Origin of the sequence: Pseudomonas sp. P9_31 (assembly GCF_034008235.1) — a bacterium.
GTDB lineage: Bacteria > Pseudomonadota > Gammaproteobacteria > Pseudomonadales > Pseudomonadaceae > Aquipseudomonas.
Genome location: NZ_CP125375.1, coordinates 4,002,328 through 4,022,938 on the forward strand (window position 1 = coordinate 4,002,328; position 20,611 = coordinate 4,022,938).

At 54.7% G+C, this 20,611-nt stretch carries 20 protein-coding genes and 1 pseudogene; 14 read left to right on the forward strand and 7 right to left on the reverse strand.

Features of this window, described 5'->3' with window-relative positions; all coding sequences use genetic code 11:
* Positions 1 to 56: 56 nt before the first annotated feature.
* The 3 genes from QMK51_RS17715 to QMK51_RS17725 all read left to right on the forward strand — a co-directional run bounded on the left by QMK51_RS17715 (position 57) and on the right by QMK51_RS17725 (position 3,339).
* Positions 57 to 263, forward strand: a complete 207-nt coding sequence (locus tag QMK51_RS17715) for a DUF2933 domain-containing protein (protein WP_258696423.1) — start codon at positions 57 to 59, stop codon at positions 261 to 263.
* 90 nt (positions 264 to 353) lie between these two features.
* The gene (locus QMK51_RS17720; protein WP_320391079.1) at positions 354 to 2,435 is read left to right on the forward strand and encodes a copper-translocating P-type ATPase; all 2,082 of its coding nucleotides are present in this window, start codon (positions 354 to 356) and stop codon (positions 2,433 to 2,435) included.
* A gap of 112 nt (positions 2,436 to 2,547) precedes the next feature.
* Positions 2,548 to 3,339, forward strand: coding sequence for a transporter substrate-binding domain-containing protein (locus tag QMK51_RS17725; protein WP_320391080.1), 792 nt, complete (start codon positions 2,548 to 2,550; stop codon positions 3,337 to 3,339).
* 127 nt (positions 3,340 to 3,466) lie between these two features.
* Here QMK51_RS17725 and QMK51_RS17730 read toward each other — a convergent pair whose 3' ends face one another.
* Complete coding sequence (locus QMK51_RS17730; RefSeq protein ID WP_258696425.1) at positions 3,467 to 3,664, reverse strand: hypothetical protein; 198 nt, start codon at positions 3,662 to 3,664, stop codon at positions 3,467 to 3,469.
* 534 nt (positions 3,665 to 4,198) lie between these two features.
* On the opposite strand from QMK51_RS17730, the gene QMK51_RS17735 reads away from it, so the two are divergent.
* On the forward strand, positions 4,199 to 4,657 hold the full coding sequence (locus QMK51_RS17735; protein ID WP_320391081.1) for a hemerythrin domain-containing protein: 459 nt from the start codon (positions 4,199 to 4,201) through the stop codon (positions 4,655 to 4,657).
* 142 nt (positions 4,658 to 4,799) lie between these two features.
* On the opposite strand, the pseudogene QMK51_RS17740 reads toward QMK51_RS17735, so the two are convergent.
* Positions 4,800 to 5,578: pseudogene (locus QMK51_RS17740) on the reverse strand (IS4 family transposase); the annotation flags it as partial.
* 191 nt (positions 5,579 to 5,769) lie between these two features.
* Here QMK51_RS17740 and QMK51_RS17745 point away from each other — a divergent pair.
* Positions 5,770 to 6,950, forward strand: a protein-coding gene (locus QMK51_RS17745) for an IS3 family transposase (protein WP_258696059.1) whose coding sequence is annotated in 2 segments (ribosomal slippage) — positions 5,770 to 6,034 and positions 6,034 to 6,950 — 1,182 coding nt in all. Because the reading frame shifts where the segments join, the coding sequence is not laid out codon by codon here.
* Between the two features lie 67 nt (positions 6,951 to 7,017).
* The gene (locus QMK51_RS17750; protein WP_320391082.1) at positions 7,018 to 7,770 is read left to right on the forward strand and encodes a peptidoglycan recognition family protein; all 753 of its coding nucleotides are present in this window, start codon (positions 7,018 to 7,020) and stop codon (positions 7,768 to 7,770) included.
* Between the two features lie 475 nt (positions 7,771 to 8,245).
* Here QMK51_RS17750 and QMK51_RS17760 read toward each other — a convergent pair whose 3' ends face one another.
* A complete protein-coding gene (locus QMK51_RS17760) occupies positions 8,246 to 8,728 on the reverse strand; it encodes a papain-like cysteine protease family protein (protein WP_320391084.1) in 483 nt (160 codons plus the stop codon).
* A 579-nt stretch (positions 8,729 to 9,307) separates the two neighbouring features.
* Between QMK51_RS17760 and QMK51_RS17765 the strand changes: the two genes are divergently transcribed.
* Positions 9,308 to 10,033 (forward strand): DUF4019 domain-containing protein, encoded by a 726-nt coding sequence (locus QMK51_RS17765; RefSeq protein ID WP_320391085.1) that lies wholly within the window; start codon positions 9,308 to 9,310, stop codon positions 10,031 to 10,033.
* Positions 10,034 to 10,347: 314 nt separating this feature from the next.
* On the opposite strand, the gene QMK51_RS17770 is transcribed toward QMK51_RS17765, so the two are convergent.
* A protein-coding gene (locus QMK51_RS17770; protein WP_258696059.1) for an IS3 family transposase occupies positions 10,348 to 11,528 on the reverse strand; the annotation gives its coding sequence in 2 pieces (ribosomal slippage) (positions 10,348 to 11,264 and positions 11,264 to 11,528; 1,182 coding nt in all).
* 262 nt (positions 11,529 to 11,790) lie between these two features.
* On the opposite strand from QMK51_RS17770, the gene dusA reads away from it, so the two are divergent.
* From dusA to tal, 5 genes are all read left to right on the forward strand, one after another.
* Complete coding sequence (dusA, locus tag QMK51_RS17775; protein ID WP_320391086.1) at positions 11,791 to 12,786, forward strand: tRNA dihydrouridine(20/20a) synthase DusA; 996 nt, start codon at positions 11,791 to 11,793, stop codon at positions 12,784 to 12,786.
* Positions 12,787 to 12,953: 167 nt separating this feature from the next.
* Positions 12,954 to 13,325, forward strand: coding sequence for a DUF2388 domain-containing protein (locus QMK51_RS17780; RefSeq protein ID WP_320391087.1), 372 nt, complete (start codon positions 12,954 to 12,956; stop codon positions 13,323 to 13,325).
* 143 nt (positions 13,326 to 13,468) lie between these two features.
* Entirely contained in the window at positions 13,469 to 15,046 is a 1,578-nt protein-coding gene (locus tag QMK51_RS17785) for a DUF4041 domain-containing protein (protein WP_320391088.1), read from the forward strand.
* A gap of 127 nt (positions 15,047 to 15,173) precedes the next feature.
* Positions 15,174 to 15,416: an antitoxin Xre/MbcA/ParS toxin-binding domain-containing protein gene (locus QMK51_RS17790; RefSeq protein ID WP_320391089.1), complete on the forward strand. Its 243-nt coding sequence runs from the start codon at positions 15,174 to 15,176 to the stop codon at positions 15,414 to 15,416.
* Positions 15,417 to 15,625: 209 nt separating this feature from the next.
* On the forward strand, positions 15,626 to 16,552 hold the full coding sequence (tal, locus tag QMK51_RS17795) for a transaldolase (RefSeq protein ID WP_320391090.1): 927 nt from the start codon (positions 15,626 to 15,628) through the stop codon (positions 16,550 to 16,552).
* A gap of 225 nt (positions 16,553 to 16,777) precedes the next feature.
* Here the strand turns inward: tal and rssC are convergent, their stop codons facing one another.
* Together rssC and rssB are read right to left on the reverse strand one after the other, a co-directional pair.
* Positions 16,778 to 17,260 (reverse strand): anti-sigma factor antagonist RssC, encoded by a 483-nt coding sequence (rssC, locus tag QMK51_RS17800; RefSeq protein ID WP_007935262.1) that lies wholly within the window; start codon positions 17,258 to 17,260, stop codon positions 16,778 to 16,780.
* Positions 17,260 to 18,441 carry a two-component system response regulator RssB gene (gene rssB / locus QMK51_RS17805; protein ID WP_008076016.1) on the reverse strand — a complete coding sequence of 394 codons (1,182 nt, stop codon included), beginning with the start codon at positions 18,439 to 18,441 and terminating at the stop codon, positions 17,260 to 17,262. The genes rssC and rssB overlap by 1 nt, the downstream gene beginning before the upstream one ends.
* Positions 18,442 to 18,717: 276 nt before the next feature.
* On the opposite strand from rssB, the gene QMK51_RS17810 reads away from it, so the two are divergent.
* Positions 18,718 to 19,017, forward strand: a complete 300-nt coding sequence (locus QMK51_RS17810) for a PilZ domain-containing protein (protein ID WP_258696478.1) — start codon at positions 18,718 to 18,720, stop codon at positions 19,015 to 19,017.
* A 72-nt stretch (positions 19,018 to 19,089) separates the two neighbouring features.
* On the opposite strand, the gene QMK51_RS17815 is transcribed toward QMK51_RS17810, so the two are convergent.
* Positions 19,090 to 19,779 carry a VacJ family lipoprotein gene (locus tag QMK51_RS17815; RefSeq protein WP_320391091.1) on the reverse strand — a complete coding sequence of 230 codons (690 nt, stop codon included), beginning with the start codon at positions 19,777 to 19,779 and terminating at the stop codon, positions 19,090 to 19,092.
* A 200-nt stretch (positions 19,780 to 19,979) separates the two neighbouring features.
* Between QMK51_RS17815 and QMK51_RS17820 the strand changes: the two genes are divergently transcribed.
* Complete coding sequence (locus QMK51_RS17820; RefSeq protein ID WP_320391092.1) at positions 19,980 to 20,600, forward strand: HAD family phosphatase; 621 nt, start codon at positions 19,980 to 19,982, stop codon at positions 20,598 to 20,600.
* Positions 20,601 to 20,611: the final 11 nt, after the last annotated feature.

Below are 20,611 nucleotides of genomic sequence, written 5' to 3' on the forward strand. Positions count from 1 at the left end.
TGGCCGGCATGGCAGGACGCCCCTCAGGACACTTACCTCAGGACGGAGCTAGTCACATGAACCATTCATCGCCCTCGACGCCGCCAGCCCCCTCTTTCTGGCGCAGCAAACCCGGCATCGCGCTGGGCATGCTGCTGGTGATCGGGATGTTCTACCTGGCTCGTGAGCACTACGGCCATATCTACCCGATTCTGCCCTACCTGATTCTATTGCTGTGCCCGCTGATGCACCTGTTCGGGCATCACCACGGCGGCAGACACTGACCCATGCATCGCCATCTGGATCACCTCAAATCACCTGCTTTGGCGCAGCAGGCAGCGGAGCCGACGACCGAAAAAGAGTACACCTGCCCCATGCACCCGGAAATACGCCAGCGCGGTCCGGGGACATGCCCCAAGTGCGGCATGACCCTTGAGCCGGTGTTGCCCGAACTGGAGGAGTCGGACAACCCTGAGCTCGCGGACTTTTCCCGGCGCTTCTGGTGGACCCTGCCGCTGACCCTGGCAGTGACCGCGCTGGCGATGGGCAGCCATGGCTTGAGCCTGTTTCACGGCGCCACACAGAACGCGGTCGAACTGGTGCTCGCCACGCCCGTCGTGCTTTGGGCCGGCTGGCCGTTCTATGTGCGTGGCGCGCGCTCCGTCATCCAGCGCAGCCCCAACATGTGGACGCTGATCGGCCTGGGCACTGCGGCAGCCTTCCTCTACAGCCTTGCCGCCACCCTGACACCCGGCCTGTTTCCAGCCACCTTCATGATGGACGGCCGGGTTGGCGTGTACTACGAAGCAGCGGCGGTAATTATTTCCCTGACGCTGCTCGGACAGATGCTGGAACTCAAGGCGCGCTCGCAAACCTCGGCCGCGATCAAATCACTGCTCGGCCTGACGCCCAAGACCGCGCGCCGGATCAACGCCGACGGCAGCGAAGCAGACATTGCACTGAGCCATGTGCACAGCGGCGACACCTTGCGCGTGCGCCCCGGCGAGAAAGTCCCGGTCGACGGTGTGGTGCTGCAGGGCGAAAGCGCGGTGGACGAGTCCATGCTCACAGGCGAGCCGGTCCCCGTGATGAAACGGCCCGGGGACGGGCTGATCGGCGCCACCCTCAATACCCACGGCAGCCTGGTGATGCAGGCGCAGAAAGTGGGCCAAGCGACCGTGCTCGCGCAAATTGTGCAGATGGTGGTCCAGGCACAACGCTCCAAGGCCCCGATGCAACGGCTGGCAGACGTGATTGCCGGCTACTTCGTCATGGTAGTGATCGCCATTGCCGCCCTGACTTTTGTCGGATGGGGGTTGTGGGGGCCGCAACCTAGCTGGGTGTTCGGCCTCATCAATTCAGTGGCCGTGCTGATCATCGCCTGCCCGTGTGCCCTCGGTCTGGCCACACCCATGTCGGTAATGGTCGCCACCGGCAAGGCGGCCGGCAGCGGCGTGCTCTTCCGGGATGCGGCGGCGATCGAGAACCTGCGCAAGATCGACATCCTGATCGTGGACAAGACCGGCACCCTCACCGAAGGTCGTCCGGCGTTCCACAGCGTCGAACCTGCGCCTGGTTACAATGCTGACGAGGTACTGCGCCTGGCCGCCAGCCTTGACCAGGGCAGCGAACACCCGTTGGCCCATGCCATCGTCGAACGTGCTCGCGCCAATGGCTTGGTGTTGAGCACACCGCAGACGTTCGAGTCGGCGTCAGGGATCGGCGTGCGCGGCCAGGTCGACGGGCACAGTGTTCAACTGGGCAACACCGCACTGATGGCGGAAGCCGGCATCGCCCTGGAAGCCCTGCAACCCCACGCCGAGCAACTGCGCAGCGACGGAACCAGCATCATGTACCTGGGCGTGGATGGCGTGCTCGCGGGGTTACTCGCCGTCGCCGACCCGATCAAACCCACCACCCGGCTGGCCGTAGAGCGTCTACAGGCCAATGGTGTGCAGGTGATTATGGCAACCGGAGACGGCCTCACTACCGCCCGCGCCGTCGCCCGCCAACTGGGTATCGAAGACGTCCATGGCGAGGTCAAGCCGCAGGACAAGGAGCGCCTGGTCGCCGGATTGCAGGAACGCGGGCACCGTGTGGCAATGGCCGGCGACGGCATCAACGACGCCCCGGCCCTGGCCCGTGCCGACGTCGGCATCGCTATGGGCACCGGCACCGATGTCGCCATGAACAGCGCTCAAGTCACCCTGGTCAAGGGCGACCTGCTCGGCATTCTGCATGCCCGTAAGCTGTCGGTGGCAACCGTGCGCAACATGCACCAGAACCTGGCTTTTGCCCTGGCCTACAACGCCATGGGCATCCCCCTCGCCGCCGGGTTGTTCTACCCATTGACCGGGCATCTGTTGTCCCCGTTGGTGGCTGCACTGGCCATGAGCGTGAGCTCCGCCTCGGTGGTGTTCAACGCCTTGCGCCTGCGCCGAGCCGCGATTGACTGAGCACATTGAACCAGAGCCGGGGAGCATCACATTCAGCGTGGATGACAGCCAAGAAGCGCTTTCACTACACTGATCCCGCCTTGCCCTACTCCATCACAAAAGCCCGAAAACAATGAAAACCATAAAAAGCACAATGCTGCTCGGTGGCCTGCTGGCTCTATCCTGCGGCGCTCAGGCAGAACAGAGCCCTTCGCACCTGGACACCGTCTTGCAACAAGGCCAACTTCGCGTTTGCACCACAGGCGACTACAAACCCTATACCTTCAAAGGTGAAGACGGCGAATACTCGGGAATCGATATCGCCATGGCCCGCTCACTGGCCGACAGCCTGGGCGCGAAGGTTGAGTGGGTCCAGACCACCTGGAAAACCCTGATGCCCGACATGCTCGCGGGCAAATGCGACATCGGTGTCGGCGGCATCTCCGTCACCCTGGAACGCCAGAAAAAAGCCTTCTTCAGCACCACGCTGGATGTCGACGGCAAAATCCCGCTGGTGCGCTGCGAAGATCAGGCGCAATACCAGACCATAGAACAAATCAACCAGCCTTCGGTTCGCCTGGTCGAACCAGCCGGCGGCACCAACGAGGCTTTCGTTCACGCCTTCCTGCCCAAAGCGCAACTGCAGCTTCACGACAACGTGACCATCTTCCAGGAACTGCTGGACAAGAAAGCTGACGTGATGATTACCGATGCGTCGGAAGCGCTGTATCAGCAGAAACTCAAACCGGGTTTGTGTGCGGTTAACCCGACGCAATTTATGCAGTATGGGGAGAAGGCTTACTTGCTGCCGCGTGATGACATTAGCTGGAAGTTGTATGTCGATCAGTGGCTGCACTTGGCCAAGGTGACGGGGAGTCACCAGAAAATTTTGGGGCAGTGGATCGCGACGCCAGAGGCTAAATAGCCCATTAGTTGCCGCTACACACTTCCTGTAGCAGCTGGCGAAGCCTGCGTCCGGCTGCTCAGCAGTCGTCGCGGAGCATCAGGCAGATCACGCAACGGCGGAAATACCCAAGCCGTTGCGTCATTCCTCAGTCGTGCAGCAAACCTGAGCTGTACTCATTAAAGCTGTTCCCGATCGCGCTCCCACCAACGTTCACCTTGTTGGCACCATGGCCATCGAATGATTGGCAGCCTTCTGAAAAACACGTGCTGGTGCTCACACCCGAACAGGCGCTCAAGAGCAAAGCACCGGTGATCAGCATGGCTTTGAAGAGGTTCGAGATCATTTTTCTGTTTCCTATAGGGTGGAAGCATGGCGACAGGTGGTCATCCTATACCGCAAAATCGCCAAACTTGATGAAACATTGATGAGTGACAGCGTTGGTTCAGCATCCTTGTTTTTTCTGAAGCGACCCGCCTGTAGCGCCTGTAGGACGCTCGTTTGTGTCCGCTCAATGGCGGCTTTGTGCGGGAGACCTTCGGGTCTGCCGGGTTCCCGGATTCCCGGTCTTGCAGACCCGCGCACAGCTGCCACCGCGTCGATTTGGGCGCTGCTTTTTCCTTCCGTTTTCGCTGGCGGAGATCCGGCAGATCAAATAGTGCATATAAACATACACTTGATATTTCAATTTTTTCCAAGGGCGGCAAATTTCCTGGGGTGAGAGCTTTTTGCTCGCCTATACTAAAAAGGTTAAATAGTGCAGGCGAATGCGTTTGACAAGATACTGAAATTATTGAACTTTCAAAGTTTAGGTATCCTTCGGAGTTACTGGTTAAAAACATCTTTCTGTGATGATTTGGCGTCGTGACGAGGATTTGATATGAACGTCTTGTTGAAAGAACTTCTGGCCTATCATCATGAAGTGGCTATGAAAATCACTCAGATCAAAGAGTTGCTGAGAAAGATGAGACATGAATCCGATGGGGCTGATGACTGTAAGCTGTTGTTCAAGATGCTGGAAGCCTTGCATGGTGATGCAGAGCGACACCACCATGAAAATGAAGAGCTTATTCGGCTGGCCTTGCTAGAAACTGAGGCGCCGATCCACCAACGGGTCAAGGATATCGAGCGAGATCATCAGGCGTTTGGGCGCATTGCTGGACAGCTGAAGATGTTGGAGGACACAACTCAGGAAACGAGAGTAATTGCAGACACTATCGATGACTTCATTAAAAAATATTACGATCATATGGACGCTGAAGAAAATATTTTCTTTCCGGCGGCAGATAAGTGGCTGTCAGACGACCAGTGGCAGGAAATCAAGAATCAATGGCATTAATTGGAGGTCGCCGTATACCTTCAAAATTTAGCTACTACTTAGTACTGACCTCACTAAGTAATTAGGCGGACACCACGTATTAACTTACAGGGTTGTCCGTGTATCGGCGGCCCCTCGTTGCAAGTCCCTTCGCTTTGGCGCCTGTTTCACGATTGGCCGATTGCCTGCTGAGTTTGTTTTTGGCGATTGAACCGGTGACAAGCTGACGTTTACGACCCTTTGCCGAATGCCTGATGCAGTACAAATGGATGAAGTGCGGAGCGCTTTGGGTCATCTCGATCCGACCTAGTGATTTCGGTGAGGACGATGCCAGGGCATGGAGGTTTTTGTAGCCAAGTGTGTGCGTCGTTGCGGTAGAGGTCCCGGTTACGCACTCGCCCCACGTAATACCAGCCTTGCGCCTCGACGGCTTTGATCCATGGCCGGCGAAAACCTGCACCAGCTACAAGGATCGGAACACAGTCTTTGGGGGGCATTTCGGCCAGCGTTTGCAGCAACCGTTTTTGATATTTCGGACAACCCTCGCGCTCATGAACGCTCTCATAAATGGGGAACGAACGTCCTGCCAAAGGAATGGCCGCGCGCAACAAAAAGAACTCTCCAGCCGCATCGATCGGTGACCAATCGACCTGGATCAATGGATGTCTCAGCGACCCCAGCAAGTCTCGCAACATGACCCAGTAAAACAGCGAGCGCTCGGTTTGCAGATATCGATTACCCAGTAACCGATCGACTCGTTTGATGGCGTGTTTGGGGTAGGCCTTGCCTGACATGAATCGGCCAAGCCCCGCCAGAGTGAGCCGACGCCCTTGGAGTAATGCGCTGACACAACACATCAACGTTTTCAGACGACGAGAATGGACAGTGGACAGTGGGAAGTGCTTGGGCGAGCGCGCTGTGTAAGAATCGGATGGCCTGCATAAGATCGGGGTCTTGTTTTTGTGTGGTGCAATACAAGCTGCCGACCCATGCAGGTCTCCTCAATTCCTAACTTATTGATTTATTGTAAGAAAAATCGGGGATTTCTCAGGGACAGACTTCTTTTCTCTGCAGTGGTCTAATTTCCCCGGACACCTCGATAGGTGGAGAATGCATCTATCGAGGATTTTTTCATGACTGGCAAACGCAGAACATTCGACGACAGCTTCAAACTGCAAGTGGTAAAGATGATCAAGGACCAGGGACTGGCCGTTCCGCAGGTCTGCCGCGACCTGAATATTGGTGAGACCGCCGTCCGGCGCTGGGTGCAGCAGTACGAGGCTGAACAGCTGGGAGATGTCGGAATCGGCAAACCGTTGACTGCTGAGCAACAACGTATCCGGCAGTTGGAGCAGGAAAATCGCCAGCTCAAGATGGATAACGATGTATTAAAAAAGGCTACCGCCTTCTTTGCCCGCGAGCTGAAGTAACGTATCGCTTGGTTCGGCAGCTGCAACAGAAGGCTTATTCGGTGGCGCATGTCTGTCGGCTGCTGGGCATCAGTCGATCCGGGTTCTACGAAGCCAACAAGCGTGCTGAAGTGCCAACATCAATTTGTCCCATGGCTCTGCAACTCAAGGCATCGTTTGCCGCAAGTGGCGGCTGTTATGGCAGTCGTCCGTTGCGTAAAGTGTTGCACGCCAAGGGCATGGAAATAGGCCTTTATAAAATTCGTCGCTTGATGCGTGCCAACGGTCTGCGTTCGGCTTGGAAGCGTAAGTTTGTGCATACGACAGATAGCAACCACGACCTGCCGATTGCTGAAAATGTGTTGAATCGCCAATTTGAACCCGACGCAGTAAACAAAGCTTGGGTGGCAGACATTACCTACATCCGGACCCGAAGCGGCTGGTTATACCTGGCCGTGGTGCTGGACTTGTTCTCACGCAAGATAGTCGGCTGGTCCATGGCCCCGAACATGCCGGCTGAGCTGGTGTGTAGTGCAATGCAGCTGGCGATTGCTCAACGTCAACCACCACCGGGTCTGGTCGCCCACTCGGATCGTGGCAGCCAATACGCGAGCGCAAGCTACAGAGCGCTGTTGGCAAGAAATGAAATGCAGCAAAGCATGAGCCGTAAAGGTAATTGCTGGGACAACTCAGTGATGGAGCGCTTCTTCCTGAGTTTGAAAATGGAGCGGGTATGGCGGCGCGATTACGCCAACCACGCCGAAGCGATACGTGACATCACTGAATACATCGTTGGGTTTTACAACAACGAGCGGCTGCACTCGAAACTGGGATATCTGCCACCGACCGTTTACGAACGGGCAATGGCGTCTAAACCTCCTATCGAGGTGTCCGGAATTAGTTGACCACTACACATAAACATAACCGTTTGCCTATCCCTTATCGTAAGGGGGAAACGGTGTCCTGTCTTTCATGGGGCTCGTTCAAGAAGCGATCCCCAGACTCGTCCGCAAAAAGGGCTGTGAATTTATAGAACGATCATCTTGGGGAGCACATAAAGCAAAAGGCGAAATGGTCGATGACTGGGACTACTCGATGATTGCACTTCACCATGCAGGTAGAAGTGTTGGCTGTGGTGCCGGCGCAGGACAGATGCGTGCGATTCAGAGCGAGCACCAAGCCAAGTTCGATGACATTGGTTATCACTACGGCATCGACTGTACAGGTAAAGTATTCGAAGGACGCGACATCCGATTCAAAGGCTCAAGCGTACATAACTACAACACAGGCGTAATTGGCATCGTTTTGCTGGAAAATTTGACAACCGCCGATGAAGGTGGCGATATGGTTGCCGTTGCACGCCAGGCTCTTGAAGCCATCAACGGCAATATGGACCAGAAAATCCCAGCCATACAAATCGACACCCTACTTAACTTAATTCAAGCCCTGACCAGCGTTTTTAGAGTGACGACTTTGGGTGGGCACCGGGAATTTCCCATGCAAGCCGGCGAAGGAAAGATTTGCCCTGGTAACATTGGGATGGAGCTGGTGAGAAACCTTCGAATCAAAAAAAACTATTGCGACCAACATTATCATGAAATCGCTGCTTATCATTTCCCCGATCATACTCGTCGCCTTTCTCTACATCGGATTCTACGAAAAGATGGAAGACGCCGACCCGGAAAGAGTATTCTTCATCAAGAAAATTCCGACATTTCAAATTAAGTTTGAAAATATTTTCGCGTATGAATCAGATGATAAAAAACTGAGTGAGTTAAGCGACACGGAGCGACAGCTGGTCATCCAGTACTGTAAATATCGGTTAGGCATGACTACTACATTGAAAAGCCAAAACGAGCTTGAAGAATGCAAACAAAGGTAAGATCAGACAACCGCCAGCCAAATACCTAAAAAAAAAACACAAAGGAGCGGATCTATTTTTTTCGTAGAAACAAATCCGTCCCTTTCAGTTTCAATTGACCCGCCATTTACGATCAATCTGGTGAGAAATAGTTAAAATCGGCAGTCTCACCCTGGTACAACTTCACTTTTGAAGGGAAAATAAATCCGTCCACTTTCCCCATCTTAGTGGAAAACAATCCGCTCCCATTCTTCTCCTTGGCAACGGGACGACTAAGCTAAGGGGGCGGCAAGCCGTCCCCGTGAGTTAAATGAGAGTCTTTAGTGATTTGTTAGGCAGCTAACGCCCGACAACAATTGAGTCGGCCCATCGCCAGCCGTAGTAAAGCTGTGCCGGTGTATTTGGGCCCGTATACCCATTTGCCGGATCAGAGACGATGATGTTACCTGCAGGATCAATGCCTTGAAGCACAATATAGTGCCCCACGGGACCATTTGTTGGTGTTACAAAAGCTATTAGCTTCCAGCCCGACATTAGAGTGTTGTAAAGCTCTTGCGGGCTTCCTGGTCGACCTGCCTGCCAAGCTCTAAGCCCATATGACCTCACGAGAAAAACAAGCTCGTCTATTCGTGCAGGGCGATTCTGGGGCCAGCCCGTCAATCTTGCCACCACCTGTGACTGCCGCTCGTAGTAACCTGTTTGAGCTACAACATCCTGAACACTAGCCGCCCAACACCAATTATCGTATTCCTGTTGCTCAATGGCTGATGCATTTGTGGTGAAAAATATGCAAAGTGAGAATATCGATGCCCTGGTGATCATAAGGAACCTCCATATTGCCTAACTACTATTAGGCGACACTCCATCGCGTTTCCAGTTACGATGGCTTGTCAGATAACGCTCCTTGTCGTCCTGTAAGTACTTGTCTAGCTTTTGAGGTTGTCGCGTAAATGCGACATCGCCCAGAGCAAACCACGACACGGGTGACGGCAAGACCTGCGGCCTTCTAGATTAGAAAGCAGCATTAGTGACATTAGCCATTTGCCATCACTATGTCCAACGTCTACTCCCGGACCGGAGCGTGTAAAAATGCAACCGGTGTGACGTACTCGCATGGTTGCCTGCATCGGTGCTTCAACAGGCCCGGTCGAAAACTGTCATCGTCGTTAAAATTTCTGCCTTTACCAGATAGTAACCGTCCAAACCTTGTGAGTTTATTGAACGAGGGCTCGAACATCTTTCGTTATTAGCAGGCCAACTTTAATTTCGATACAATATTAATCGTACCAATTTTATACATTGCGGCCTGACTCTTCCCTGCCTAAGGTAAGTAACAAGGCCTCGCGCCTATAGCTTTCAAAATTCAATCTCCTCGGTTTTTTCGGTTATTCAGGTGCGCCCATGGACCCAAATGCAGTCGATCCTCCAGGAAAATTATCACCACAAGTGATTTTGGCGTTTCTTTTTGGAGTTGTTTTTATATCAATAATTCTATATGTAGCAATGAATGTACCAGAATCTGAATCCTTCAAAAAAATGGTCATTCTTGTAATCCTCAGTCTAGCAGCAGGCGGTATAGGCGGAATTCTTCCCGGCTATATAGTCACAGGAGCACCAAATAAACTGGTCCGCGCAGGCGGTGCACTGGCAGTATTCCTCGTTGTGCTTTACTTTGGATCAAGATACATTCAAGACCCAATAGACCCAGATCCTTACAAGCCTTCAACTGATCCGTCGGTTGTGGCGAACATGTTCGGATCCTACCTCGACACTAATAAATATGATCAAGCTTATGAACTGACGTCATCCTCATTTAAGGCTGGAATAAATAAGTATCCATTTACCGAAACATCCAAACGGATTGAAAAAAAGCTTGGCCCCGCAAATGAGCGCTCCATGATTTTTCAGAATGTAGTCGAATCCCCACCCGGCTTACCAAAAGGTTACTACTGCTTTACTAATTACGTTGCAAAACACGGCAATAGCGCCCGAGACATCTACACTAATGTTGTACTGATTGGCGAACAGGAAGTTAGCGATTGGCGTGTATCCAGTATTTTTTACGCCATAAAGGACAACAATGGCAACTTCATACCAATTGACTTCACTTCGTCAACTCCCCCCTGATCGGTATGCGGCGTAACTGCATTGGTATTTGACTTTTCAAAATTCATGACTGCGGCACAAATGCAATAAATTTTTGGGTATTCACATTGTATCGTTGACACTCTAGATAGCCGCTTTGGGTTGAATGCCGGCATCCTTTACATTCGATCCAGTCCGCCATGTAGAGCATCGGTACACCCTTATAGTCCCGCCAAACTGCAGACCTTAACTGCACGATAGGTGACAGTTCGACGCGGATCATCCTCCGGAAAAATACTGTGATGTCTAGTCCTGAAATAGGTGTAAACCTTATTCAGGACGGAACAGTGTAGTGGTCAACTAATTCCGGACACCTCGATAGGAGGTTTAGACGCCATTGCCCGTTCGTAAACGGTCGGTGGCAGATATCCCAGTTTCGAGTGCAGCCGCTCGTTGTTGTAAAACCCAACGATGTATTCAGTGATGTCACGTATCGCTTCGGCGTGGTTGGCGTAATCGCGCCGCCATACCCGCTCCATTTTCAAACTCAGGAAGAAGCGCTCCATCACTGAGTTGTCCCAGCAATTACCTTTACGGCTCATGCTTTGCTGCATTTCATTTCTTGCCAACAGCGCTCTGTAGCTTGCGCTCGCGTATTGGCTGCCACGATCCGAGTGGGCGACCAGACCCGGTGGTGGTTGACGCTGAGCAATCGCCAGTTGCATTGCACTACACACCAGCTCAGCCGGCATGTTCGGGGCCATGGACCAGCCGACTATCTTGCGTGAGAACAAGTCCAGCACCACGGCCAGGTATAACCAGCCGCTTCGGGTCCGGATGTAGGTAATGTCTGCCACCCAAGCTTTGTTTACTGCGTCAGGTTCAAATTGGCGATTCAATACATTTTCAGCAATCGGCAGGTCGTGGTTGCTATCTGTCGTATGCACAAACTTACGCTTCCAAGCCGAACGCAGACCGTTGGCACGCATCAAGCGACGAATTTTATAAAGGCCTATTTCCATGCCCTTGGCGTGCAACACTTTACGCAACGGACGACTGCCATAACAGCCGCCACTTGCGGCAAACGATGCCTTGAGTTGCAGAGCCATGGGACAAATTGATGTTGGCACTTCAGCACGTTTGTTGGCTTCGTAGAACCCGGATCGACTGATGCCCAGCAGCCGACAGACATGCGCCACCGAATAAGCCTTCTGTTGCAGCTGCCGAACCAAGCGATACGTTACTTCAGCTCGCGGGCAAAGAAGGCGGTAGCCTTTTTTAATACATCGTTATCCATCTTGAGCTGGCGATTTTCCTGCTCCAACTGCCGGATACGTTGTTGCTCAGCAGTCAACGGTTTGCCGATTCCGACATCTCCCAGCTGTTCAGCCTCGTACTGCTGCACCCAGCGCCGGACGGCGGTCTCACCAATATTCAGGTCGCGGCAGACCTGCGGAACGGCCAGTCCCTGGTCCTTGATCATCTTTACCACTTGCAGTTTGAAGCTGTCGTCGAATGTTCTGCGTTTGCCAGTCATGAAAAAATCCTCGATAGATGCATTCTCCACCTATCGAGGTGTCCGGGGAAATTAGACCACTGCACAGCTCCTCTCCCCGCCGATTTCGTATTGTTTAAACCGAATGACGCCCTCCCCCACCCAGTCATTCAGCTGCAACATCCGCGTCTGAATGGGACCACTGCTCACTTGTCCTGCTCCCGCAGCAAGACTCGTCTGAGCCCCACCAGCCCAATCCTGATAAACTCCCCACCTCCCAGCCTCACCCATTCCAGAAACGCCAATGCCCCCAATCACCGCTATACCCGCCCCGCTCTCCCGCCGCTTCTCCGTCGCCCCCATGATGGATTGGACCGACCGCCACTGCCGCTTTTTCCTACGCCTACTCTCCAAACACGCCCTCCTCTACACCGAAATGGTCACCACCGGCGCGCTCCTCAACGGCGATCACGACCGTTTCCTGCGTCACAACGAAGCCGAACACCCGCTAGCTCTCCAGCTCGGCGGCAGCGTTCCATTGGACCTGGCCGCCTGCGCACGCATGGCCCAGGACCACAGCTACGACGAGGTAAACCTGAACGTCGGCTGCCCGAGTGATCGGGTGCAGAACAATATGATCGGTGCGTGCCTGATGGGGCATCCGCAGTTGGTGGCCGATTGTGTGAAGGCGATGCGTGATGCGGTGTCGATTCCGGTGACGGTGAAACATCGGATCGGGATTAACGGGCGGGACAGTTACGAGCAGTTGTGTGATTTCGTCGGCACAGTTCGGGATGCCGGGTGTACGAGTTTTACGGTGCATGCGCGGATTGCGATTCTGGAGGGGTTGTCGCCGAAGGAGAACCGCGACATTCCGCCCTTGCGCTATGACGTGGCGGCGCGATTGAAGGCGGACTTTCCGGAGTTGGAGATTATCCTCAACGGCGGGATCAAGACGCTGGAGGCTTGTCACGAGCATCTGCAAACGTTTGACGGTGTGATGCTGGGCCGTGAGGCGTATCACAACCCTTATGTGATGGCTGAGGTGGATCAGCAGTTGTTCGGCAGCACGGCGCCGGTGATCAGCCGGGCGGAGGCGCTGGCGCAGTTGCGGCCTTATATTGCCGAGCATTTGCTGGCGGGTGGCGCGATGCACCACATCACTCGGCATGTGCTGGGGTTGGGCACCGGGTTTCCGGGGGCGCGGAAGTTTCGGCAGTTGTTGTCGGTGGATATTCACAAGGCTAAAGAGCCTTTGGCGTTGCTGGATCAGGCGGCGGAGTTGCTTGAGGGGCGTTGATCACGCCTCGCTGATGGAAATCGCTTCCGCTCATTGTTGTGCCGGCGCAAAGCGTGGATCATTACGCCGCTTCGAATTAAGGCCTGCACCCGCAGGCCGACAGGTAACTCATGGATGTTGCCTGCGGTGAAATAACGCCGATTTACTGACAGGACGCCCTTGTTGTTATGCCCTTGTTCAATTCTGTTCTTTTCAAGCGCTGCATCCTCCTCACCTTTCTCTCTGCAACATCTGCCAAGGCCTACGCCCACTGCGACTTCATGTGTTTTGGTGAAGAAAGCCCATGGCAAATTACCCAATTCACCGGTTTTGGCCTCGCCACCACGGTTCTGTCGCCCTTCACTGCCACCCAGGAGATGTCCGGGCTGAACAAGCGCGTTTACTCCGTTCAAGAGGTAGAAGCGGCGCAATTCTACCTCGCCAGCGAGGGCATGCTTGAAGCAGCCTACTTCACCTCAGCCTTGAAACGCTTCAGGCAGGAAACACCCGACGCACTGCTGAACGATCTCGCGGTGGCGGCGCTGATTAGCAGTCAGTAGTCGTGTCAGCCGATAGTGGCAAAGGAAACAGGCTTTCGCGTCCTCCTCGCCAGCGAAAAATTCGGCATCAGAATGAAGGTGGACAGAATGATGGCTAAAAGATAGCGTCCGCCTCCAACACCAAACCATCTGTGAGGGATCACATGGAGTTATTGCTCATCATCTCCGCCGCTTGCACCCTTGCCCTTTTGATTTTCCGAGTCAAAGCGGCTAGGGCTATCACCAAACTGACAGCAGAGCTTCATCAGCAGGACGAGAATATTGCCCGTCAGGCCCAGGAACACACCGACCTACTGGCTCAAATCACAACTTTGTCAAAGTATCAAAGCATCGTTGATGCTGAAGAATGGGCTAAAAAACTCATTGCAGAAGCAGAATCTGAATTGGCCAAGGCCAAACAAGACGCGGCCCGAGAGCGCCAGGATGCAAGTCAATCCGCAAAATCCAGGATTGAGCAATCCGAACGAAATCTGGAGGAAGCTCGAGTTACCGCCAACAGAATTATCGAGCAGGCAAATAAACGCGCCGAAGAAATAGCAGGCGATGCGTATACCGCCATGAGTAGAGCGAAGGAGCTTGCAGATACCGCTCGAGCAATGAAGAACATCATCGAAGGTTACGGTGATGCCTACATCGTTCCGACCTACAACCTACTCGATGACCTCGCTGAGGAGTTCGCGTTTACTGATGCAGGACAAAAGCTAAAAGCCGCACGCGACGCGAGTCGAGGTATGGTCAAGACTGGCAGAGCTGCCACCTGTGATTATGCAGAGGCCAACCGCAAGGGAACGGCTATCCGATTCGTCATCGATGCTTTTAACGGCAAAGTCGACTCGATTCTTTCAAGAAACAAGGCTGACAATCACGGAAAACTGGAGCAGGAAATCCGAGATGCGTTTGCGATGGTTAACCACAACGGCACCGCATTCAGAAACGCTCGCATTACCGAGGAATACCTTTCCTCTCGCCTAGAAGAACTCAAATGGGCTGCCACAACTCGCGCATTGAAAGAACAGGAGCGTGAGGAGCAACGCCAACTACGCGAACAAATGCGAGAAGAGGAAAAAGCCCGTCGAGAATTCGAGCGCGCGATAAAAGACGCAGCCAAAGAAGAAGAAACCATCAAGAAAGCGATGGATAAAGTACTGCAACAAGTCGCTACAGCCAATGATGCGCAACGTGCCGAATACGAAACCAAACTCCGCGAACTGGAAGACAAGCTTCAGGTTGCTGAAGAGAAAAACCAGCGAGCGCTTTCCATGGCTCAGCAGACGCGGGCAGGTCACGTATACGTCATTTCCAACATCGGATCGTTCGGCGAAGAAGTATTCAAGATCGGCATGACTCGCCGCCTGGAACCGAAGGACCGTATCCGCGAGCTAGGCGACGCCAGTGTTCCGTTTGAATTTGATGTACATGCAATGATCTTCAGCGACGATGCGCCGGGCCTTGAGAAGACCTTGCATCGGCATTTCCTCCGTCGCCAGATGAACAAGGTTAACCCGCGTAAAGAATTCTTCCGTCTAGAGTTGGCCGAGATTCGAACCGAACTCGAAAGTCTGGGAGTAGAGACACTATGGACCATGGCGGCTGAAGCCCACGAGTACAGAGAGACGATCCGTATCGAGCAGCAGATTCGAGAAAACCCAGTCATTGAACAGCAATGGACACGGCATCAGCTTGAATTTGAAGCGCAGGAAGAAGTTGAGGCCGCGGTTTAAAGTCACGTCGGCCTTGCTTGCGAGGTCGACGTTTTGGGTACCAAATACTGACGATAACCTATGGATGAAACGCTCAAAGGTTTGATCCACAAACCTTCCAAAGCGATAAGCATTGAGGAAATGGACGATGTACGTGGATGAAAACGCACTCATGACGCTCGGTGAAGAGTTACCGGCGTCCATCCTTCAAACCAAAGCGCTGATGAAGGCCGAGGAAGTCCTTGGCAATCATCAAGCTGCTCAAGACTGGCTGGTTACTCCGGCGCTGGGCCTGGATAAACGGGCCCCAGTAGCGTTGCTGGACACCCAAGCGGGCACAGAGATGGTAAGTGATTTTCTGACACGCATGGCTCACGGCGTCTATTCCTGACTCGTCGTATCGCAAAGCCAATACCCGCTCCCCGTCACCTCCATTGAACCTGCCCCCGATTTCAGCATCGTATCTACCAACACCACGCCCCACCTTTCAAACATCCATTTTCAGGATGTTGCCGCTGGGGCCATCGATACGTACATGCACCCTTGAGTGGCTGTCAGCGCTCGGGTAATGTCATTAGACCCATAGGACAGAGCACGCCCATGACTTCCAAGCTGGAACAACTCAAACAAATGACCACCGTGGTTGCCGACACCGGCGACTTCGAAGCTATCGCTCGCGTTAAACCCGTGGACGCTACCACCAACCCTTCCCTGCTGCTCAAAGCGGCGGCCATTCCGGGTTATGCCGAGTTGCTGAACGCTTGCGTCAGTGACTGCAAGGGCGATGTGGGCCTGGCCAGTGACCGTTTTGGCGTTGCGGTGGGGCAAGAGATTCTGAAAGTGATTCCTGGCCGTATTTCCACTGAGGTGGATGCACGCCTGTCGTTCGACACTGACGCCGTATTGAAGCGCGCGCACCGTCTGATCGACCTGTACGAAAAGGCCGGCGTTGGCCGTGACCGTGTGCTGATCAAGATCGCTTCCACCTGGGAAGGTATCCGCGCTGCCGAGAAGCTGGAAAAAGAAGGTATCCAGACCAACCTGACCTTGCTGTTCTCTTTCGCTCAGGCGGCGGCGTGTGCTGACGCCGGGGTTTTCCTGATTTCGCCGTTCGTGGGTCGTATCTACGATTGGTACAAGAAGGCCAACGGCAACGACTACACCGGCGCGGATGATCCGGGCGTGCAGTCGGTGACGCGCATCTACAACTACTACAAGGCCAATGACTACAAGACGGTGGTCATGGGCGCGAGCTTCCGTAATCTGAATCAGATCGAGCAGTTGGCCGGTTGTGATCGGTTGACCATCAGCCCGGATCTGCTGGAGAAGCTGGCGGCGGATACTGGCAAGCTGGAGCGTAAATTGGCGCCGGGGCATGCCGGTGAGGCGCGTCTGAGCTTGAGTGAAGCGCAGTTCCGCTGGTTGTCCAACGAGGATGCCATGGCGACCGAGAAGCTGGCTGAGGGGATTCGTCAGTTCGCTCGGGATCAGGAGAAGCTTGAGGCGTTGTTGCAGGCCAAGCTGTGATCTAGTTCGAAGCTGTGCAAAAAGGGCGAACCTTAGTGGGTTCGCCCTTTTTTGTGCGCGTTTGGTAGTGAGGATTGGGTTGGCTTCGCGCTGGCGGCCGTGGTGGGTGTACGGACGCCTTCGCGGGCAAGCCCGCTCCCACAGGATTTATGGTATGGCTGAGATTGGTGTGGAAGCGAGCCTGCTCGCGATGGGGGCAGAGCGACCCTCCATCACTTCAAAGGATCAATGCCGCTCCAGCGCATTCACCAGATCATGAAACGCCTCACGATTGGAGTCGTTCAGGCCCATGAGGATTTTGTGCGCTTCGAGGACTTTGATCCGCACCACTTCTTCAGACTGGTCCTGGTCTGGAAGGTCGGTCAGGCATTCAGGGCATGGAATCGGGCGGTCAACGATGTTGAACACTTGCTCGAAGCCCATGGACTGCAGCAGACGGGTGATATCTTCGTGGGTGGTGACGACGGTCGGCAGCAAGCCGACCTTTTGCCGTGACAGGATCGACAATTTGGCCAGCAGGCCCAGGGTGGTGCTGTCGATGCTGCGGGTTTCGGTCAGGTCGATCACGATGGCGTTGAAATTCAACGCAGTGAAGATCCGCTCAATAGTCGCATCCAACGCCGAACACAGGGTCAGGCGAACTTCACCGACGAACTTCAGGACGAAGGTGCCGTCCTGCTCGGCGAACTGGATTCTACCGGTACTCATTAAAGATTCCTGCTCAACACCAACAGGGCGATATCATCCGGCATCTCCCCTAGCGTGGCCAATCCGAAAACCTGGCGCAGACCATCCAGGCTGCCGCCCGCCGCCTTAACCCGTTGAGGCAAGGCAGCTTCTTTATCTTTGAGTGTGGGTTCTGGCAAAAGGTCCAAAATGCCATCAGACATCAGCGTCAGGCTGAACACTGGTGGCAATTCCAGTACGTGGTCTTCGTAGGTGGCTTCATTGAAGAGGCCCACCGGCAGACCGCGCCCTTCCAGGTAACGAACACTGTCTGGCGTGTACAACACAGGCAACGGCAGATGACCGCCGATGCTATAGGTCAACAAACCTGTCTCCTCGTCGATGACTCCACCGACCATTGTGACGTGTTTGCCCAGCTTACAACTGATCAGGCCCCGGTTGATATGACCAAGGACTTCTGAAGGCTTGAATTCCGGCAATGTGCCATTGCGCTTGGATTCGAACAGCAAGCGCGTGGTCATGAATTTCAGCAGCACAGTGACGAAGGCTGAAGAGGCGCCATGACCGGAAACGTCTGCCAAATAGAAGGCTACCCGTCGCTCGTCAACCCGAAAGTAGTCGACGAAATCGCCCGACAGGTACAGTGACGGGATGATCTGGTGGGCAAACTGGAACTCGTTGATGCTCCAGGGGCTGACCGGCAGCATGTTCATCTGCACCTGGCGACCGGCGTTCTGGTCTTCCTGGAGCAGGTTCAGGCTGGCTTCGAGCTCGCGGTTGGCCTTTTCCAGCTTCTCGCGGTAGCGCTGGTTTTCCAGCAGCAGACGCGCACGATCCAGGGCCCGGCGCACGGAGTGCTCGAGCACGGCCAGATCTTCGAGAGGCTTGATCAGGTAGTCCGCCGCGCCCAGGCGCAGGGCTTCGACGGCGTCGTTCATCACGCCGGCGCCCGAAACCACGATCACCGGGGTTTGTGGCGACAGCTCGGTGACCTGGCGAATGAGTTCGAGTCCGCCCATCTGTGGCATGCGCAGATCGCAGATGACCAAGTCGGGCTTGTCTTGCTCGAATACCTGAAGACCCTGCTGGCCATTGCTGGCCTGCAGGACACTGAAACCACTGTCTTCCAAGTAGGCCGCGAGGCTCGCGCGCACTACTTCGTCATCATCGATTATCAGCAGCGTGGCACTGGTTTTTGGCATGTGGGCAAACGGCGCCAGAATTAGGTTGGCGTAGCAGGCTGGGCATTTGGCCCTGCGCACACTACTGGATTCGCTTTCTAGCCTCTCTGCCGCACCGTTTTCGAGCGTTTGCCCTACTCACAGGTCCACCAGAGGTGCCCTTCTAAGGCGCAGACGGTACTCCCATCCGCGAGGTGTTTCAAGCTCACGCCGATGGTCGCTTGACGTCTTTACTTGTCAAATCACCGGGAGTTATAAGAACAGGCAAATCCGTAACCCAAAGGAAGGACCGAGCCCATGAGCCAAACCGATCGGGACTACAGCGAAAAGCGCGACTTCATCCGCATGCGGGTTGATGCCGATGTGTCGCTGATTCATGAAGGCGATGAGGTGCAAGCCGTCTGTATTGACCTTTCCAGCAGTGGCATGCAGGTTGAGACGCCCCGCTTGTTCAAGGTCGGCGACCGGCTCAGCGTGCGGATCGATTCCGATCACGCAGCGCTGAAAGGCCTTGAGGCCGACACCGAGGTGGTGTGGGTGAAAGAACAGGACGGTGGCAGTCAGAAACTCGGCCTTACAATCCTGAAGATGAAATAACCCGATTCAACCCGCAAACCAAACGAAAGAAGGCGGCCAAAATGGCCGCCTTCCTCATTTTACCGGTCGAGATTAAAAATCGTCTTCGACCTTACCGTCCTTGACTTTGAATTCGCGGTTTTGCAGGTACGCATTGCGAATAAAAGTGTATTTGTCGCCGCTGACCAGTTTCTCGGCCGACAACAGGCTGGCGCGAGTGTCGACGATGTTCAGGCCGAAAATCGAGTTACGCACCGGCACGTCGTTGATGTAAGGGTACGGACCGGTATAGCCGTCGACATACCTGGAAGGCGCATCACGCAAGGTGCTTGGGCCCAGGAGCGGCAGCATCACGTACGGGCCGCTGCCCACGCCCCAGTAACCGAGGGTCTGGCCGAAGTCTTCGTCGTTGCGATGCAGCCCCATTTTGGTGCCCACGTCGAAGAAGCCCAGCAGGCCAAAAGTGGTGTTGAAGATCAAACGCGCGGTGTCGACGCCAGCCGCAGCGGGTTTGACCTGCAACAGGTTGTTGGCGAGGTTGGTCACGTCGCCGACGTTGCGGAACATGTTGTGGATGCCGTCTTCCAGAAACTGCGGCGTGACGAACTGGTAGCCCTGAGCCAACGGTTTCAGTGCATAGGTGTCGACAAAATCGTTGAATTTGTAGATCGGGCGGTTGATGCTTTCCCAAGGGTCTTCTTCCGTGGCAGCCTGAGCCGCGAACGGAACCAGCAATACACTGGCACACATACAAAGCTGAGCGAGTCGATTGCTCCAGCGCATAGAGAAACTCCTTGGATTGTACTGACGCGGGCGCTTGGCCCAGTCGCAAAGACCGCTAGTATATGACGGAAATCCCGGTTTAGGCAGCATCGTGCGCGAGGGTCTGCGGATGATTCTTCCTGACCGTGAGCGATTCACATCCGTGTCATTCAATTGTCACCGCCCTTGAATAGCCTTGTCGCTATTTCAGGGACGTTTCCATGCCGCATGCCGAAGTCTTGCCCGTTGTCGCACCGAGTCTGACCGCCGTGCTGTTCGGCCTCAGTGGTTGCCTGGTGGATTTCGGTGCCCGCACGCGCCAGCACGGCGCCGTTTCTGCCGAGCACGCCGAAGTCACGCACGGTGCTTTGGAGAGCCTGTCGAGCTTGCTGCGCCAACAGATCCCCTGTGCCTGGCTCGATGAACTGTCCCCCGCCCTCAGCCATTCTCTGGCCGCGGATCTCCCGGCTTGGGTCAAGCCTTCGCAACACTCGGAAACAATCAATCCCTGGCCGGCGCCGAATGCCTGCTGGCAAGCCTTGATGGCGCTGAATGTCGAGCGTCTGGACGGTTGTGTGCTGGTCAGCGGCGAACCGCGTCTTCTGCAATCGGGCCTGAATGCCGGGCTGTGGACCATTGGCCTGGCGTCCTGCGGCTCGCTCTGCGGGCTGGCGCCGAGCGAATGGCAGGCCTTGAGTCAAAAGGAACGGGAACATCTGCGCGGCAAGGCTACGGTGCAGTTGTTCGGCCTGGGCGTACATTCGGTGATCGATCATCTGGGCGAACTCGACACCTGCCTGGCCGACATCAGCCTGCGCCGGCTCAAGGGCGAAAAGCCCTGATTGCCGCCTCA